The organism is Halobacteriovorax sp. RT-2-4, assembly GCF_047085445.1.
Taxonomy (GTDB): Bacteria; Bdellovibrionota; Bacteriovoracia; order Bacteriovoracales; family Bacteriovoracaceae; genus Halobacteriovorax_A.
Genome location: NZ_JBKIXY010000001.1, coordinates 1,032,952 through 1,050,220, shown reverse-complemented (window position 1 = coordinate 1,050,220; position 17,269 = coordinate 1,032,952). Strand labels below are relative to the sequence as shown.

The 17,269-nt window shown below is 35.5% G+C and carries 19 protein-coding genes; 9 read left to right on the top strand and 10 right to left on the bottom strand.

Going from position 1 to position 17,269, the window contains the following annotated elements; translation table 11 throughout:
- The first annotated feature begins 125 nt into the window (after positions 1 to 125).
- Complete coding sequence (locus ACMAYL_RS04910; protein ID WP_103216641.1) at positions 126 to 1,040, top strand: universal stress protein; 915 nt, start codon at positions 126 to 128, stop codon at positions 1,038 to 1,040.
- Here ACMAYL_RS04910 and ACMAYL_RS04905 read toward each other — a convergent pair.
- Both ACMAYL_RS04905 and ACMAYL_RS04900 read right to left on the bottom strand, forming a co-directional pair.
- A complete protein-coding gene (locus tag ACMAYL_RS04905) occupies positions 1,037 to 1,417 on the bottom strand; it encodes a response regulator (RefSeq protein ID WP_103216642.1) in 381 nt (126 codons plus the stop codon). The genes ACMAYL_RS04910 and ACMAYL_RS04905 overlap by 4 nt on opposite strands.
- The gene (locus tag ACMAYL_RS04900) at positions 1,407 to 2,582 is read right to left on the bottom strand and encodes a PAS domain-containing protein (protein WP_392991225.1); all 1,176 of its coding nucleotides are present in this window, start codon (positions 2,580 to 2,582) and stop codon (positions 1,407 to 1,409) included. Before ACMAYL_RS04900 ends, ACMAYL_RS04905 begins: the two co-directional genes overlap by 11 nt.
- Before the next feature lie 178 nt (positions 2,583 to 2,760).
- Here ACMAYL_RS04900 and ACMAYL_RS04895 point away from each other — a divergent pair, with 178 nt between their 5' ends.
- Genes ACMAYL_RS04895 through ACMAYL_RS04885 form a run of 3 tightly spaced genes read left to right on the top strand, consistent with a single transcriptional unit; the run spans position 2,761 to position 5,412 of the window.
- Positions 2,761 to 3,420, top strand: coding sequence for a hypothetical protein (locus ACMAYL_RS04895; RefSeq protein ID WP_412470818.1), 660 nt, complete (start codon positions 2,761 to 2,763; stop codon positions 3,418 to 3,420).
- On the top strand, positions 3,410 to 4,537 hold the full coding sequence (locus ACMAYL_RS04890; RefSeq protein WP_412470817.1) for a S1 family peptidase: 1,128 nt from the start codon (positions 3,410 to 3,412) through the stop codon (positions 4,535 to 4,537). The genes ACMAYL_RS04895 and ACMAYL_RS04890 overlap by 11 nt, the downstream gene beginning before the upstream one ends.
- Entirely contained in the window at positions 4,537 to 5,412 is an 876-nt protein-coding gene (locus ACMAYL_RS04885) for a GNAT family N-acetyltransferase (protein ID WP_412470816.1), read from the top strand. The genes ACMAYL_RS04890 and ACMAYL_RS04885 overlap by 1 nt, the downstream gene beginning before the upstream one ends.
- Before the next feature lie 27 nt (positions 5,413 to 5,439).
- Here the strand turns inward: ACMAYL_RS04885 and ACMAYL_RS04880 are convergent, their stop codons facing one another.
- Positions 5,440 to 5,913 carry a hypothetical protein gene (locus ACMAYL_RS04880; RefSeq protein WP_412470815.1) on the bottom strand — a complete coding sequence of 158 codons (474 nt, stop codon included), beginning with the start codon at positions 5,911 to 5,913 and terminating at the stop codon, positions 5,440 to 5,442.
- A gap of 401 nt (positions 5,914 to 6,314) precedes the next feature.
- Between ACMAYL_RS04880 and ACMAYL_RS04875 the strand changes: the two genes are divergently transcribed.
- Together ACMAYL_RS04875 and ACMAYL_RS04870 are read left to right on the top strand one after the other, a co-directional pair.
- Positions 6,315 to 6,509 (top strand): response regulator transcription factor, encoded by a 195-nt coding sequence (locus ACMAYL_RS04875; RefSeq protein WP_158246772.1) that lies wholly within the window; start codon positions 6,315 to 6,317, stop codon positions 6,507 to 6,509.
- A 70-nt stretch (positions 6,510 to 6,579) separates the two neighbouring features.
- Entirely contained in the window at positions 6,580 to 7,503 is a 924-nt protein-coding gene (locus ACMAYL_RS04870; RefSeq protein WP_412470814.1) for an ATPase, T2SS/T4P/T4SS family, read from the top strand.
- Positions 7,504 to 7,538: 35 nt separating this feature from the next.
- Here ACMAYL_RS04870 and ACMAYL_RS04865 read toward each other — a convergent pair whose 3' ends face one another.
- From ACMAYL_RS04865 to ACMAYL_RS04850, 4 genes are all read right to left on the bottom strand, one after another.
- Positions 7,539 to 8,168 carry a transposase gene (locus ACMAYL_RS04865; RefSeq protein WP_392991239.1) on the bottom strand — a complete coding sequence of 210 codons (630 nt, stop codon included), beginning with the start codon at positions 8,166 to 8,168 and terminating at the stop codon, positions 7,539 to 7,541.
- Positions 8,169 to 8,212: 44 nt separating this feature from the next.
- Entirely contained in the window at positions 8,213 to 8,818 is a 606-nt protein-coding gene (locus ACMAYL_RS04860; protein WP_412470813.1) for a hypothetical protein, read from the bottom strand.
- A gap of 160 nt (positions 8,819 to 8,978) precedes the next feature.
- Entirely contained in the window at positions 8,979 to 9,761 is a 783-nt protein-coding gene (locus ACMAYL_RS04855) for a PfkB family carbohydrate kinase (protein ID WP_412470812.1), read from the bottom strand.
- Positions 9,761 to 10,543 (bottom strand): BtpA/SgcQ family protein, encoded by a 783-nt coding sequence (locus ACMAYL_RS04850; protein WP_412470811.1) that lies wholly within the window; start codon positions 10,541 to 10,543, stop codon positions 9,761 to 9,763. Before ACMAYL_RS04850 ends, ACMAYL_RS04855 begins: the two co-directional genes overlap by 1 nt.
- 76 nt (positions 10,544 to 10,619) lie before the next feature.
- Here ACMAYL_RS04850 and ACMAYL_RS04845 point away from each other — a divergent pair, with 76 nt between their 5' ends.
- Positions 10,620 to 11,552: a hypothetical protein gene (locus ACMAYL_RS04845; RefSeq protein ID WP_103216654.1), complete on the top strand. Its 933-nt coding sequence runs from the start codon at positions 10,620 to 10,622 to the stop codon at positions 11,550 to 11,552.
- Here ACMAYL_RS04845 and ACMAYL_RS04840 read toward each other — a convergent pair whose 3' ends face one another.
- Positions 11,553 to 12,203 carry a thermonuclease family protein gene (locus tag ACMAYL_RS04840; RefSeq protein WP_412470810.1) on the bottom strand — a complete coding sequence of 217 codons (651 nt, stop codon included), beginning with the start codon at positions 12,201 to 12,203 and terminating at the stop codon, positions 11,553 to 11,555. It abuts the gene before it with no gap.
- Between the two features lie 175 nt (positions 12,204 to 12,378).
- Here ACMAYL_RS04840 and ACMAYL_RS04835 point away from each other — a divergent pair, with 175 nt between their 5' ends.
- The gene (locus ACMAYL_RS04835) at positions 12,379 to 13,698 is read left to right on the top strand and encodes a S1 family peptidase (RefSeq protein ID WP_103216656.1); all 1,320 of its coding nucleotides are present in this window, start codon (positions 12,379 to 12,381) and stop codon (positions 13,696 to 13,698) included.
- Here the strand turns inward: ACMAYL_RS04835 and ACMAYL_RS04830 are convergent.
- Positions 13,682 to 15,043: a family 14 glycosylhydrolase gene (locus ACMAYL_RS04830; protein ID WP_412469781.1), complete on the bottom strand. Its 1,362-nt coding sequence runs from the start codon at positions 15,041 to 15,043 to the stop codon at positions 13,682 to 13,684. The two genes, ACMAYL_RS04835 and ACMAYL_RS04830, sit on opposite strands and share 17 nt — an antisense overlap.
- A gap of 163 nt (positions 15,044 to 15,206) precedes the next feature.
- Here ACMAYL_RS04830 and ACMAYL_RS04825 point away from each other — a divergent pair, with 163 nt between their 5' ends.
- On the top strand, positions 15,207 to 15,794 hold the full coding sequence (locus ACMAYL_RS04825; protein ID WP_412469780.1) for a YkgJ family cysteine cluster protein: 588 nt from the start codon (positions 15,207 to 15,209) through the stop codon (positions 15,792 to 15,794).
- Here the strand turns inward: ACMAYL_RS04825 and ACMAYL_RS04820 are convergent.
- Entirely contained in the window at positions 15,778 to 17,265 is a 1,488-nt protein-coding gene (locus ACMAYL_RS04820; RefSeq protein WP_103216659.1) for a RimK family protein, read from the bottom strand. The two genes, ACMAYL_RS04825 and ACMAYL_RS04820, sit on opposite strands and share 17 nt — an antisense overlap.
- Between the last annotated feature and the right edge of the window lie 4 nt (positions 17,266 to 17,269).

The window sequence follows — 17,269 nt, the reverse complement described above, 5'->3', positions numbered from 1 at the left end:
AGCAAGTCTAGCGCCAAGTTAACTGGCTCTAAAGTACAAGTGATAGCAGTCCAATCTTTGAATATATAGAGTTAATTTAAGTTTTATTAAATCCATTTGCCAAATAATATATACTTGGAGGCAGCATGAAAAAACTGGTTATCTGCTCAGACCTTCATGAAGGTTCTGAAAAAAATATTCGTTCAGGTTTTAATTTTGCTAAGGCCCTAGGATTAAAACCTTCTCTCTACCATATCGATACAATTTCTCCTCAGATAGAAAAACAATTTCACGCGTCTTCGGCCCTGTCGCGTCGAATTGAAGATCCTATTTGGAAAAAGAGAATTGAAGAAACATCTTTAGAGATGGTGAACGCAACCCTTGGACGTCTTGATATTGATAAAGAAGATATTGATTTTGAAAACTTCGAGGGATCAATAAATGAAGGAATTGAGCATTTGAAGGAAGACCCTGAAATGGAGGTCCTGTCTGTCGGTGCCAGTCATCACGGTGACCTACATCGATTCTTTCTCAATACATTTGCAGAAAAATCTCTTTTTAATTTGAATAAGGATGTTCTTATCAATAAATCTGGAGTCGATACATTTAAAAAAATAACTTATCTTATTCCTTATGAGTCAATCGATGAAGATGATTTGGCAAAAGTTGCAAATCTTGCAAAATGTAACAACGCTAAAGTTCATATGGATTGTATCGTTCCAATTAATTTTGTGAGCTATAATTTGGAAGTATTCCCTGATGGGCCTTTTCCTCGAGAAGTCCTTTCTAATGAGATGTCTGAGCTTCATAAGGGAGCCGAGGATGAGCTTCAAAAGGCACAGGCACTGTTAAAGAAACAAGGAGTAGAAGCGAGCTATACATTAAAGATGATTCTCAATGCTGAACCAGCACGTCGTCTTGAAGAGTTACTTAAAGAAGAAAAGTCAGATCTTGTGGTTTTAAAACCACAGCATTATATTTTTGAACACCTTTCTCTTGGTAGTGTTACTTTAGATATAATGAAAAGAACTGATTGCAATATTTATCTTCTACATGTTTAGCTTAAATCTTGTTCAATAGTTGATTTGAGTTCACTAAAGTCTACAGGCTTATTAAAGTAGTGCTTAATATCAAGTTTACTCACTTCTTCTAGTGTTTTTTGATCACCATAAGCAGACATCATATAGATGATGATATGTGGATATTTCTTTTTAACTTCTTTTACGAGTTCTATACCATTCATATCAGGCATATTTATATCGGTGACGAGTACAGTTATGTCTATACCTTTATCACTAGCTAGTTTTGTAAGAGCTTCCTTTCCTGATAATGCAAATTGTGTACTTAGCTTTCCTGCTAGAACATCTTCTTCATATATCATTTCGATAAGTTCAAGTAGAGCTTCTTCATCATCAACAAAGAGTATATTAATCGCCATCGCTATGCCTCCACCTTTCCTTTGGAATACTTAAAGTAACTTCTGTCCAATTACCAATATCGCTTTTAAATGAAATATCAATTTTATCGTTATGTAGTAAGAATTTTGCAATTGCCAGCCCCAATCCACCACTCGTTTTTTGTGAGGTTGCAGAATAAAAGGGGAGAGTGACACTTTTTACATATTCTTGTGAGATGCCTATTCCCGTATCTTTAATTTTAAGTAATAACGATTGATTGTTATTATCAATTTCGATATTTATACTTATTTCTCTCTTGTTGTTTTTACTACTCTCTTGAAGTGCATTGATTGAGTTTTTTATTATGTTTTTTAGAGCTTGAATAAAGTTTTGCCCGGTTATGAATAGGTTATAGTTAGAGGTTTCTTCGGAAATTGATAAGTGTATATTTTGTTCTTTTATTTCTTGCTTATAATCGATAGTTAAACTTTTTTCGATTAGTTTACTTACATTGAAAATTTCTTTGATATTAGATACGGAACGAAAAGTTAAATCAATTGTTTCTACGATATCATTTATTCGAGTATTGGCATCTTTCATAACAGACAGGAGCATATCAATTCTCTCTGGACGACGCTCTTTTCTAAAAATCTCAGCTCTAAGTATTTGGTAAGAATTTAATGTCAGTGTAAGTGGATTTTTTAATTCGTGGGCCATACCTTTTGTGAGCTCTAAAATGCGTTGAAAGTTCGCTCTTTCAATTTCACCTTCTTTTTTCTTAAGAAGTTCTTTTGCTTGCTTTTCAACGATCTCCATTAGCTCCATTTCTGTAAGTTTTTTAATTGTGATATCACAGATATAGCCTTCAATAGCAATTAGGTTGCCATTCTCATAAATACCGATGCCTTGCTCCCACACATAAATATAATGACCTTTCTTATGTTTAACTCGATATTCAATGGTAAAGAATGTGTGATTTTCAATAGCAAGTTGGACTTCATTCCAAACTCTAAGAGCATCATCAGGGTGGTAGATATCAGCGAACGATAATTCATTGTTATTGATTAATTCTTCAGGTTTATACCCAAGAATCCTTTCTACTCCTGAAGTCATAAATAGCATTGTCCACTGTTTATCATTTAAGCAGCGATAGGCAATGCCATCAATATTTTCTAGTAGAATGTCTAAGTTAAGTTTATTTTCCACAATGGTTTTTTCGGTATTGAGATAATTAGATTGGATTAAAGAATGTTTAAATATAGATTGAGTCTAAGTGGTTAATATTATTGGTGAGTGTAGAGGTGTATACTACCTGAACACCGAGATACTTATTTCAATACTTAAGTATTTTATAAAAAATTCATTTATTCTCTTTTCTACAAATATGATGAAAATACTTAAAACCCTATTCTTATGTATTTCGATTTTATGGAGTACTGCCCAGGCAAGCACTTTTGAATATCAGTGTATGGACGCCTATAAAGATAAAATTGAGACATTCTATCCTAAAGACCAGTCAAGTAATCAGACAGATAAAGATTGGGTATATAAGTTAAAAGGTTACTACTGGTTAGCAAAAGTTGTTGGTCATCCTATTGCTGTATTTATTGTGGCGTTTGTTCCATTCTCTATCCCAATTGTTCTTGGAATTACTGCTGTTGCTTCTTTCTTTGATCTTTTACAAAATGAAAAAGGAATTATTGGAACATATATTATTTTAAAAATGTCTGAGCTCTCTGAAGAAGAAATTGCTAATCAGGATATAGATTCTAAAATCGAAGAAGAAGTACTTGAGTTACAAGAGAATAAATATAGTCGTGACAATAATCTATTCTATATATTTGTAAAACGAGTCAATCGTAAATATAAGAATTCAAATTATTCATATGAAGAAGTTCGCAATGCCGTTATTGAAATTGCTAGTGAAAGTAATGAACTTTGTATGCGTAAAGGAAAGGAGAGATATATCTCCTTAAATCGTCTAATTCGTTTAACTAAAAAGAAACTAAACGCTAAAAAAGGTCTAATAGAAAATGCGCTTTAATTTACCAATTATTCTAATTTTATTCTTAATCACTTTCAATACTCAAGCACAATTGTGTAGTGAGGAGCAAGAAAGAAGCTCTCTGGCCGAAATTACAAGCATCACTAAGAATATGAGTGATGACGGTGTATATATAACGAATCTCATGGATTTAAGACAAGAATATATTAGAGCTTATGTAACTAAAGTTAATCGCATCGAGCGTACTTGTTCTTCAAGGTCAGTTTATCAAGCTATTATTAAGCTCTACGAAAATATTAATTACCCAAGCGTTTATCTTAAATATGTACTTTCGAATCAGAGAAGAGATCTAAATATTAAAGAGTATATTATTGGTGATGAATGGAATCGTACTCATATTAGTGAAAATGATTCGCCAGATGTAGAAACACTAAAGAGCTCAATCTTAATCACTGGACTTGGCGTAGTAAATACTGCCAATAAATTAACACTGAAGAATGTTGGTACAGCTTTTTATCTCGGCCATTTTGCAGGAGAGCACCTTGTTGCTACTGCTGCCCATGTTATTGATCGTGAAAACTTTAAAGATATGCTTTTTCATTTTATTGCCGGACCAAAATTTTCTTTAAAAGCAAAAGAGCTTGTTTTCTATAGTGATGATTTAGATTTTTCGATTGTTTCAATCGACATGGAGGATAAAGAATCAATTCTTATGGAAACTGTAACACCTGTGAAGTTAAATTTTGATAAAGTTGCCGTTGAGGGAACTCCTCTAACTACTGTCGGATTTGGTTTCTTTGATAATGAGAAACTTGGACTAGCACGTTACGAGAATTCTCATGACTGTCAGATTATTTTTGGAGATGATAGAGTAAGAAAGCTTGATAAGGTTTATTCAATTGCTACAGGTTGTGATTCTTCAGGTGGTGATTCAGGATCTCCATTAGTTGATCGTGAAACAGGTGAGCTGGTTGGTATCATCACAAGAATTCAAACTGAGAAAATTGGTTTAACGTCAAAACAATTAATAGAAGAGAAAGAAGCTAATATTTCTAGCATTTGGAATGATGGTAGTTTTGCAACTTCGATGAAGTATATCAAGGCAGAGCTAGAAAAAGTAGATCATCCAACTATTAAAAGTTTATTGGATTATTAATGAATAGAAAGCTCCTTGATTTGTTATATGATAATTCTGCTCTCGTGAAATTTTGCAAAAGCAAGGACATCCCTGTACCAAAAAAATACACTTCAACTCGTAAAAATGATATTAGAGAGAGTTTAAGTGATATTTCTAAATTCACACGTCATGATGAGAAGAAAAATAAATACCTTTATCAGTTCTTTGCTTCAAATGATATAGGTCTTAGAATAATAAAAGTTGATGTTCAAATTGCTCCAAAATGGTCTGTACTTGAAACTAGAGACATGATCGAGGATGTGTTTAAAAATGTTAAACGCATTAAAAGAGCACACTTCTATGTTCCAGTAAAGTCACAAATATATAATCAATTGCTCGAGTTAGGCGGCCGAAGCCGTGGAGAGGAGCTTCTGGCAAGTGTTGATGATGGCCTAAAGTACCTTTCAAAATATGAGTTTGATAAGAATGTTAAAATCGTAAAACTCAATAAAGATTTAAGAGATGAGGTTGTCGATATTGAGTACCTTGCTCACAAGTTTAGTGCAACTTCACGCTGTGAGAATTTTCCCCGTAAGATGTTTTTGGGTTTTGTGGATGGTCTTATTAAGTATGATGTGGACGCGTTAGTTGCTGTTGAGAACGGGAAGGCAATTGGTTTCATCGTTCCAAGTATTACAAGAACTAAGATAGGTCATATAATGTCAATTTCAGTTCATCCGGATGCTCAAGGCCGTGGTGTTTCAAAACTGCTATACTATGAAGCATTGAAATATTTTAAGAAAAAGAAAGTTTCGATTTATGCGGGGGTCTCTTCAACCAACGAAGTTCTTGGTTTTTCGAAGAAGCTCAAGCGAAGAGCAATGTATGCATATCTTGAATTAGTGCGAAAATAAAAAAGCCTCCTTTCGGAGGCTTTGTATTTAGAAATGCTTTTCAAAGCAGTATCGATTGATATAGTTCTTGTCTTTAATAAAGTGCATAAGTGCAGCAACCTGTGAGCACTGTGCTAGTGTGATTGTTTCTTTTTGTTTTTCAAAACATTCAAGTCCTAGGCGAGTGGTATCTTCAGTATAGGCTTGTGCCTCAGCATGAGCTAGGCATTGATCAAAATTAAATGCACCACCAAATTGTGTTCCACATATTGCGCGGGCCTTATTCTTGTCTCTCATGAAGATCATTTCTTCTGCCACTGACATACATTGTTCATAAGTGATTACTGTTAAGTATTTTTCCTGACAGCGATAGAGCATTGAAGAGATATCTTTTTCATATGGCATTTGAATCGCAAAATTCACACAGCCTTGAAATTCGTAGTCACAGCTTGTTTGGTCTTCAAGACATCCTGCTGTGGCATTTAGAGTAAATAGAATGGTAAGTAGTGATAAGATCTTCATTTGCCCCTCTTTGTCCCTTTTTATTCAATATTCAACTTAATTAACTCTATTTAGACCATATGACACCTCCTCCTGTAATTCTTACTTAAAGGGGGCGCGTAAAAGGGGCGCGGGTACCAATCGAGATTTCAGTAGTTTAACTCTCTCCAAAGATCAAATAAGCTAATTATTTCAAGGCCATTAACCGATAGGAATACTACGGATTTTTTGTTTTTTACTAATTTAGTTTAATTAGGGGAGCATCTATCAAAACCCTTGAGGCAGAATTACTCAATTTAGCAAAAGAATGTCGTCTTTACTCTCGAGGTAAAAACCAATCTCTATGCCTTAATCGCGTCGCTAAAACCCTGGAGTCATTAACAAAATCAGTCGATCAGTCGGCGATTTCATCTGATAATCCTTTGACTGCAAGAGAAGCTGAAGTACTAGATTTGGTCTTTCTTGGTTACACGAATAAAGAGATCGCCAATGCTCTTTCTATATCTGAAAAGACTATTGAATACCATATGAGCTCTATTTTCAAAAAGACTCAAGCAAGTAAGCGTACAGAGGCCGTCACTAATGCACTTAAATTCAGGTGGTTAGTAGCCTCCTAGGGAAGTCCCTAGGTGATTTATTTTAAGATAACAAATAAGCTTACAGTAGATATTAACTGTAGGAGAGAAGATGAACGATCAATTAGAAGCAGTACTTGGAAATTTATATAAATTAGTATGTGACGAATCTATTGATGAAGTTAGCATTGGTGCTTATCACGATGTATCAGTTAAAAAAAATGATAGCTGGCACCCTGTACAATGCTTCAATAGTAAAGACGAGTATGAAAGTGTCATCAACGCACTTAAAGATCGTTTTAGTATAACTAAAGATCAAGTGTCCTTCTCTAGATATATAACAGAAGTTCTAACTGTTTCAGTTGTTCTTTCTCCGATATCGATTAAAGGCCCTTCGCTTAAATTAACAAAACTTCCTAAGAAAATTTTATCTCTTGAGGATTATGTCTCTTTAAATGCGCTTACAGAAAAAGGAAAAGATATTATTACAGAAATTGTTGGATCAAATAAAGGTATTCTTTGTGCAGGAGACTTTGGTTCAGGCAAGACAACTCTTTATAATACGATTCTAAATCTCTTACCAAAAGAGAAGACACTCGTTTCTATCGAAACAACGCCATCGATAGTTTTTTATCGAAATTTAGTCACAAGACTTATGCCACGTGGAAAAGATGCTGATTCTATTACCGAGGTCATGAGTGCAGCGGAAGAATCTAGAGGTGACTACATTACACTTAGCTACTTAGATGAAAGATTGAGTTATCCATATATTGATCTTGTTAGAAATAATTCTGTTGGAGTTGCTTGTGCTGGAGGTAGTGGTCCTGTTAATGTAATTGATCGTTTGATCAGACAGTCTGTTGTTTCTTCATATGGATATAACTTAGAAGAAGCTGCTTTGATAGTTTCTGAGGTTTTCAAATATATCATCTTTCAAGAAAAGGAATCAGGAAGTGAGCGACGATTTATTTCTTCAATTCATGAGATAGCATTTGAAAAAGGTGAAATAAAACTTAAGCCTCTATATGCCTCCTAAAAAGGGGCGCGGGTACCAATCGAGATTTCCACTTGTTACATTCCAATCTTAATGCCTTTTAATCTTTTTAGATAAAGTGCAGATATATTCTGTTTTGGAGTAAAGTAGCTTTTCTTTAAGGAATTCCTGATACAATTATCAAAGTCAGTATCGTACTTCCTTTCTATAAGTTGTTTAGCTCCAGTATAATTTATATGAGGCCGATATTTAAATAGCTGTGCTTCAAAACTAGTAAAATGTAGTGATGTGTAAGGATAATCAATGCAAGCTTCAGAGATTCCTGCACGTATCGGATTTTGGTAAATATAGCGATAAACATTATAGAGATAACTTTGATTTGCCACGATTGACCATTTATAGCGATTGCTAAATTTGTGATTAATTCTATCTGTCTTTTTAGAAATTAAATAACTAATTCTCCAATTGAAATGCATCATAAAACGATCGATATTTTCATCAGGAGTAGTCAGAAGTAAATGATAGTGATTTGACATAAGAACAAAACAGTTTATTTCGACTTTTTCTTTCTCTAGAGCATAAATTAGGGACTCTTTACAAATATCCCAAACTTCATGCATAGGAATGCTAAACCAGTCTTTGTTATTGTTACGAGTCGTAACGTGGTAGGGGAATTCTCCTTGTCGAATTAATTTTTTCTTAGGCATTATTACCTCGCTAAAAAAAATGGCGCATTAAGCGCCATAAGTTGTTACTTAATTTTTTTATAAAGTTGATAATTGATACAAGTTATTAAAGGTATTGTGATAAAAAGTCCTAGACCGAGTGCTAGTGCTCCAAGTAGTGCTAGAGCAATGTAAACAAATACAGCTGCTGTTATGATTTTATAATTGTTTGTAAATATTTTTCTACTTTCTTCTAATATCTCCCATGCACTAGACTTATCATTTTGTTTCTCTAGAGTTAAAGGCATAACAAAAAGATAAGAAGCGAAAAAGTAAAGTCCTGGAAGGATAAAGAGAATAAAACCAAAGAATGTAATCAATGATGACAAGGAGCCGCTAATAAAAATTAGATTGAATTTTTCTTTAGGAATTGCAATGAAATCATAAGTTGTAATTTCTTTTTTCGTTTCTGATTTGATGATTGCTGTGTAAAACGATGCTAAAAAAAATGGTGTTAGTAAACCGGAGGCAAATGGGATAATTGAAAGTGCCCATAGTAATAATGAAAAACCTAATGTGAAGCTGCTGTATAACAATGCATTAGATTTATATGTTTGCCATCCACTATCTAGAATTTCTGTTAATTCATTTAATGTTTTTGATTCTTTAAAATTAATTAGTAATTGATTCATTTTTACCTCACTTGTTTTTAGAGGTAATAAGTCTTACACCGATATTGCGCACTTTATTTTCATTTTGATATTAATATTTTTCAAAATGGGGCGCGGGTACATATGAAGATTTCCACTAATAAGTAGTTAGGCACTTGTATTTGGATTGGTTAATTTTCGTCTATAAGTCTTTGAATTCTCGATTAGTACCCGCGCCCCTCACAGATAAAATAGATTTTGCATATTGAGATGCTTTTTCGATATTGTTGAGGGCGAGGTATGCGCCTAGGAATGCGTCGCCAGCTCCGGTCGAGTCGACCACTGTTTCTAATGGGATTGGGTTGTAGTTTTTAATTTGTTTTTTTGATAACTTGCTAATCGTATCTTTTCCTCTTGTTATCAAAATTTCAATCTCGTGATTCTTTACATAGTCATAGAGAAAGTCTTCGTGAGGATGGCCATTAACTAAGCCGAACTGAGCGAGGCTTGCATGTTTTAGATATTTTTCAATATCAATTTCACTAGCATCGTGGAAATCGAAAATGAATTTCGCTTTAGGTGAACAAGCAATAAGTTGATCAATAAATGGAAGGATCTGAGTATATAATGGACAAATGATGTAGCCTTCGAGGGCAGAAATCATGTTCATTTCTTGCGTTGTTAATGCAAAATCTTCAATTACGCCTGATTGGTATTCTGTAAAATTCTTTTCTCCACTTTCAAGGGTTTCGATAAACTGAATTGGTGTCTTACCACTTCGTTCAAGTGGATGAGCTTGGATGTCTTCTTTTTGGCAATGACTGATGATCTCTTGACCATCACTTGCAGCAGGATAGATAAGGCTTGCTCTTAAATTTGAGTTTCTCTTAAAGTGGGTTGCTACATTTAAGGAGCAGCCGCCAAGAAATTTTTCGTTTGATGTTGAATATACATCAAATCCAGCATCACCAATGAAGGTATACATTATTGTCTAAGCCTTCTTACGATATCCATAAATGGTGCAATCTTTTCATAATCCATACGAGTGTCTGTCATAAGCGCGCTTCCAACGATAGCGCCGTCAAGAGCAGGATAGAGTTCATCTAGATTGTTATGAGAAAGGCCAGAACCAATAATGATTGGAAGATCTGGTGCGCCTTCTTTTGCCTCCATAATTTCTGAAACACTAGGAGCAATTCCTGTTTCGCGCCCAGAAACTACGGCGGCAGCACTCTTGTATTCATAAGCTTCTCGAGCTGATTGGGCAAGAGACTTCTCTTCTAACATCGTCGCATACTTAACCTGAATATCTGTTAAGAGCTGAATGTCATCTGCCGCAATCTTTTTTCGATAATCAAGTAAGCCTTTTGGATCAATTTTCATTTCACCACCGTATTCTTCTCGTGCCATGCGATCGACAAAGTAGTCTGTACGAATAAATGAGTTTCCACCGGCCTTAGCAATAGCAAGTGAAGCTTCTGGATCATTGATTAAAAACTCTGAGCCTATAGGATAGTTACCTGCTTGTCTTTGAACCATGTTGGCCACAACACTCATGCTTGCGATGACTTCTTTTGAAGCCTCAATAGTATAAGGTCTGTCATGCTCATTTTCTAAAAGGGCAGCATCAACTCCACACTTTCTTAAGACTTCAAGATCTTCTAGAGCATAGTCGATGACTTTATTTAACCCAGGATGACTCGGGTAGCCAAGTAGAGGGCGAAGGTAAATAACTGCAATTATTGGTTTTGCCTTAAAGTCTAGCATTTAATCTCTCCATGCATGTGTATTGTCATAGTAAACGACGGGTGATTTAATAGTCCAGCAACATTTTGGGGGATCTATGTTACGTCTAATCACAATTGCGCTCGTGTCAATTTCAACATTTGCTATTTGTCAGAAATGGTCTGAACCACAGGTAATTGGTAGGCTTGATAATACTGTTTTAAATGAGACATCTGGAATTGCAATTTCTCAGATTTATGATGATCGAATGTATAACTTAAATGATTCAGGATCAGGCCCTGAGATTTTTTGGACAACTCTCACAGGGAAGAATACAAAGAAAGTTAAAATCAATAATTTCCGACCGTATGATATGGAAGATATGTCTCTAGGTCCATGTGGTGAGCAAAAGTGTGTTTACATCGCCGACATTGGAGACAATAAGAAGAAGAGAAAGTTCCTTTCTGTCGTAGCTCTTAATGAAGCAAAGCTTAAAGATGATGCCAAAGAGATTGATCCTGAATTTGTTTTGAGATTAGTTTATCCAAATAAAGAAAAGTACGATGCTGAAAGTATGGTTGTTCATCCAAGTGGTGATATTTATATTTTAACTAAAATTGTCGATGAAGAAAATCGTCGTGCAATGCCAGCGAAGCTATTCAAAATCGAAAAAGAAAAAATCCAAGAAGGTGTAAAGAAAGAAGAAAAAATGGAATTAAAGGAAGTTGCAATTATTGATCTTCCATTTCATTTGTATAACTACAATCTGTGGGGAAGGATTGCGACAGCAATGGACATCTCTAAAGATGGGAAAACTCTACTTGTTCTAACTTATGGGGCAGTTTTCGAATTTAATATTGAATTTAATTCGTTAGCGGAATTTAATTCTAGAAAATTAGAAGCAAAGACTGACTTTAGAATTGTTAGGACAAAAGATCTTCCTCAACAAGAGGCTATCGCATACGGGCCAAAGGATAACGAATTTATCTACACAACTGAAGTTGAATCAGGTGATGGTGTAAGTGAAATTGTTAGGCACGTTTGTGAATAATTACTTTGTAAATAATTTGTAGCCCAGTTGCATTGCTCTTTCAAAAGAACGGATGAAGAGTCTGCGATAAGGTGGTACAAGGTGGCCATCTTCAGGAGAATAAAGGATTTTCGTCTTAAGGTCACCAACGTAATTTGTTCCAACTCGATTTTGAACACTCATGCGAAACTCGTAAGGAAGCTGAACGTCTAGTGCGTAAAGACCAATTTCTTCGAGAAAGACTCTTTCAGAAATTTCCATATATTTGTACATGATTTCTTTATCAAAAGGTTCGATAAAATAAGGAACTGCTAGCCCCGATTTTAGCATCTCATAATTTATGTCCTGACCTTTATACAAGACTGTTCCAAGTAGACGGCGAGTATTAAGATCCCCATCTCTTCCAAGATCAATTGTTACCATACTTCCAATTGGCACAAGACTTCTTAGAAAGTCTCTAGCATCATGAGATATTTGTCCTTGAGTATTACCATTAAAGTCTACTTCAGGAGTATCAATTCCTAGCATGCGGATATTCTTTTTCTTGCCAAGGAAGTCACTATAAACAGTCATGGTGTCGCCATCATGGATATAGAGGACCTTACCTTCAAAGGATATGGCATAGATCGATAATTGTAGAAGTGCTAGGAGTAGAAGTTTTATTTTTGTCATAATGCTTTGTAATAAAATAAAGTAGTTATGAATAGGTGCCAGATAAGATTTACTTGCTTCGGTGAGTGTCTAACTTGCTGAAAATACGATAACTGGCCAAGAGTTTTACATATAATTACTATCTGGATTTTACGAAGTTTTACTTACGAGTGCTCTCTTTTGCTACATTCTTTACATGAGAAATATTCCTTTATGTATTGCCCTGTTAATTTCACTTACTTCTTGTTCCCAAAGAGCGATGGAAGTTAAAACACAAGCGAATGCCATTATTGGTGGAGAGTCCCTAGCGATTCAAGCAGAGGAACTCAAATATACGGTTGCTATAACTAAAGAAAATGATCTGGCTAAGTCATTTTGTACTGGAAGCCTCATTTCCAAGAATCACATTATTACTGCTGCCCATTGTTTGATTGGCTCTTCTTTTAAGAATATGCAAGTTGCCTTTGTTTCTAACAGTACTAAATTTATTAATATCAAAGAAGTCCACTTGGCACAGGATACTTTGCTAAGAATGCATAACCTCGAATCAGTAAGAGGAGACTTTGGGCATAACTTTGATATCGCTATTCTTGAATTGGAAGAAGAAGCTCCACAGAGTGCTGAAGTTATAGAAATTCTTGATCCTTTGGAAAGTGATAAGGTTTTAAATAGAAAGATTAAGCTTACTGGCTTTGGTCAAGATGCTAATGGAGTTGTTGGTAGGGCCAAGAAGGTTGAAGTAAGAGCAATGGATATAAGGCGCAATCTTTTAGAGCGTTCAATTCTACTTTATGAAGACGACAACGGAGCTTGTCGTGGTGACTCTGGTGGTCCTGCCACGGTTATGATTGATGATAAAACTTACTTAGTTGGGGCGACTCAAGGGTATGCTAAAGCAGCTTTTGATGGTGTTGAGGATCTCGATTGCTCTTCAGGAAAGGGGATGTATACATTCTTACCTGACTATAAGGCATGGATTGAAAGTGTAATTAATAAAACAGAATATAACCCTTCTGATTTTGATTATCATCCATTTGAGTTTGCACAAAATGAAAGAGAAAACTCATCTGAATTAGAATGTGATAATTTAAGCTCTTTAAGCATTGCTCGTTGGCAGGGACTTTATACGTATGCCTCTCGAGTTATCGGTAATTTTAAATGTGATTCGATGAATGCTTGGTTCTCTAAAACAATTTCATATTCGGAGAAGCCTAGTAGTAAGGCGGAATTTATTCAAGGAAAATGGAGGATTGTTGGAAATTATTATTTCTTAAGATTCTTTTCTAACTTAGAAGAGGTAACAATAGATCAGTCTATGCGTATTACAAGGCGAGATCAAATGGTTTTAGGTGTAAGCTCAAATGTGATCTATTTAAATAATTACTATCATGACTTTGTGATCGGAGATAGTGTAAGAAAGCTTTCTCTTTCTGGAGGGAAGCTTTCAAGCGAAAATTACAAAGCCTTGGACGATAGAGCAGACTTTCTACTTAAAAAAGTTAGTGTGGATGAGTAAGGCGATAGAAGTTGTCTCTTGCTAGTCCACTGCTTAAAATTGTTCCCACTCTAAGAAATGTAACACCATCATAATTTCCAAAGTAAAGGGCATCGGCGATATTATCCCATGCTCTTTGCGAGTATAAAGTCCCTGCCAATGCATTCTCCCCGAGAATCCTTACTCCTTGTCGATTTGCTTCTTGAGCAACCCAAAACACAAGGGCCTTAGCATAACTTTGGGCATGTGTAGGTCCATCAAAATTATCCATCTCCAAGCAAGTGAAGTGAAAGTTGATATTGTAAAAATTTTTCTCGGCCTTAAGTTCGTTAACAAGACCAATGATACGGTTATAGCCATGACCTGTATTATCGCTATAAATATCATTATCTGTAGAGATTAAGCCTGCGTTTAACTCTGCTAGGCGATCCCCTCCAGGTGCCACACGCCAGTGGATTCCTGGTACTTTAAAACCTAGTTGAATATGTGAGTGCATTCTAAAGACGTCAATGGCCGCAGATAGTATGCGCTTTCCATGCTGTTTTAAGCTATTAGAATACCACTGATAAAAATCCTTCCCATATTGAGTATACTGTTCGTTATTTGAAAAAAAGAAATTCGGATTTGGTGGGAAAACTTGTGTGAATTTTTGTAATCCAAAACCCCACGCATTATTTAAGGCATTAACACTCTTATATTTTTCTTTTATTGCATTTTGAAAGCTTTCAATTGCTGGATTTGAGTAGGCTTGAATTGCTCCTCTTGTCGGATATCCTGTGCCATAATCGTGGGAGTTATAAGAAGGGTAACGAAGCTCTCCTGCAGGGCCAAGGCTAATATTAATTTCATAAATTTGATTCATCTTGTGACCAAAGTGATAATTAAACGAGTGCATGACATCGTAAAATTCTCCGATGGCATTTTTAGTTGTCCACACAGATAGAAATTCTTTTGAGTAATTACCTTGCTCTGATTTTGACATGGCATCTTGTCCGTATTTTTTCCAAAGCCAATTTGGAATAGGGACGTTACATGTATCTCCAACATTACCACCACATTGATGGAATGAAAGAATTGGAACCCACTTTAGACCTGCTTGAATAATTAAATCACTTAAGAGCTGATAGTATTGCCAATCAAATTGGTTATCATTTTTTTCAACTAATCCCCACCAAATATCTGTACTGACACCTGTTGCCCCCAAGGCCTTTATTTCATGTAACTGTCTTTTAAAGTCTTCAATTTGATATTTGGAATAATCAGAGTTTAAATTATTTGGATCACCTACAAGTAGAGGTGCCATAACATTAAAAACTTTTGCATACGTCGTAAGACTTAGAAATAGGGTAGTGATTATGATTTTCATGGATGCTTTATACTCTAGAAAATTTATCTAGAGTAGTTGTGTTGTATAAATTACTAAACGCTAAGCTGTTGAATTTATTGAAGCGATTTTGCATGTCGAATTTTATTGCCAATTAAATTTTTATGAATAGAATGGCCTTCGGTTTTTACATGTTGAAGGTTTTGTGAATTTAAATAAAGAGATCTCTAAGCATATCGAATCAATCTTTGAAGAGTCTGCAAAGACTTTCTCTAGCTATCAATTGACCAAGGAACTACCTTGCCTTAGTGGGTGTGGAGCATGTTGCTTGAGTCAGGAAATATCTGCTTCAACTTCAGAAATGTTACCTAGTGCATTCCGTCTACTTAATGACGAGGGAATTGAGAGAGTTGAAGAGTTGTTAGATGAACTTGAAGGGACTCCTTCTAAAACTTGTGTCTTCTACCATCGTAACTCTGAAGATGGGACTAAAGGTTATTGTATGAATTATTCAACAAGGCCGGCAGTCTGTCGCTCATTTGGTGTTGCTGCTTACCGAGACAAGAACGGGGGCAAAACAATGAGTATATGTAAGCGCTTAAAAGAAGCGTATCCTGAGGAAGTAAAGAAGTTAGACCCAAACGATGCACCAGTAATAGGTGACTTTGCTAAGCAAATATATCTCTTGGGACAAAGTTCAGATGCTAAGTTAATGCATATTAATGAAGCGCTTTATGAAGCTTTAAAGAAAGTGTGGCTAGGCCACACTTATGATTCTAGTGAAGATTCTTAGTTTCTTCAATTTTATGGATGAAATGCTTGATAACAATTTCATAAAGCTCGTCGCCAATTAATTCGTCTTCAACTCCAAAATCGAGGTTTGGATTATCGTTGACCTCAACGACATAAGCTTTCTTTCCGTCATCTTTAATATCGACGCCAAAGAGTCCATCACCAATTTTTGCACAGGCCTTTGTCGCAGTATCGATTACATATTGTGGAACATCCTCGATCGCTAAACACAGCGAATCTCCTGAGCTATCTTCTTCACCACTTGCGTGATTATAGATCTGCCAATGTTCCTTACTCATAAAGTACTTACAAGCATAGAAAGGCTTTTTGTTAATCACTCCAATTCGCCAGTCAAAATCTGTATAAAGGAACTCTTGAACTAAAATAAGAGCTGACTTATGTAGAAAGTCTTTTAGGCCTTCTTTTAATTCCTCTCTAGTTTCTACTTTTGTCACACCAATTGAAAAACTTCCATCTGGAATCTTTAAAACCATTGGTAACTTCAGCGTTTCAACAAGAAGGTTAAGTGTTGCTTCGTTGTAGTCACTAACAATTTCACTCTTAATCGTATTTATGCCATTCTTCTTAAAGAGGTTGTGTAGATAGATCTTATTCGTACACTTCAAAATAGCATTTGGATCATCAATGACAATAAGTCCTTCATCAACAGCAGTTTTTGCAAATGCATAGGTAGGATTTACTAGAGATGTTGTTGTACGAATAAAAAGAGCATCAAATTCGTTGATTCGTGCAAGGTCGTACTTAGAAATTGTTTCAACATAGAGTCCATTCTTATTACCAATCTCGATGAACTTCTTGATTGCTTCTGGGTTACTAGGAGGAAGCTTCTCTTTATCATCCACTAGGATTGCTAAATCATATTTGTATTGCTTCCTCGCATTTGGAAGACGCCAAATACGATTGTTAAATTTCTCTAGATGGTCAGCGAAGAATGTCTCTTGTGTTTCACTGAGATCAGAAATATGAACAGGTACGATTGAGTTAATCTTCCAAATCTTATTAAAGGCCAAGCGTACTTCAAAAATAGGGACAGGGTAGTTATTAAAAATTACCTTACCAATATTCCTAAAGAGCTTCTCTTTGGTTTCACCAAAGAAGACTCGAAAAGCAATTGAGCGAACTTCCTCTTTATTGTCGATATACTTCGTTGCCACCTCTTGTGCCAAACTTTGTAGTTCGTCGAGATCATAAGTGTAGTGCTTCTTCTTACAAAGGTCGTTAATAGTCTTCACAGTAGGCATGACTTTATGGCCTCTTGCTTCTGCTATAAGAGAAGTGTAGTAGCCAAGAGATAAGTACTTGGAAGAGTTACATAGGTTCAAAACTCTTAAGTTTTTAAGTTGTTGGTACTCTTCTTTTGATAAGTAGTCCTTGGCCGTAATGACCTGGTCAGTTGGGAAGTAGGGTTGCCAATCTTTTAGACGGTCAACGATGACAACAAGTTTTTCCATCTTT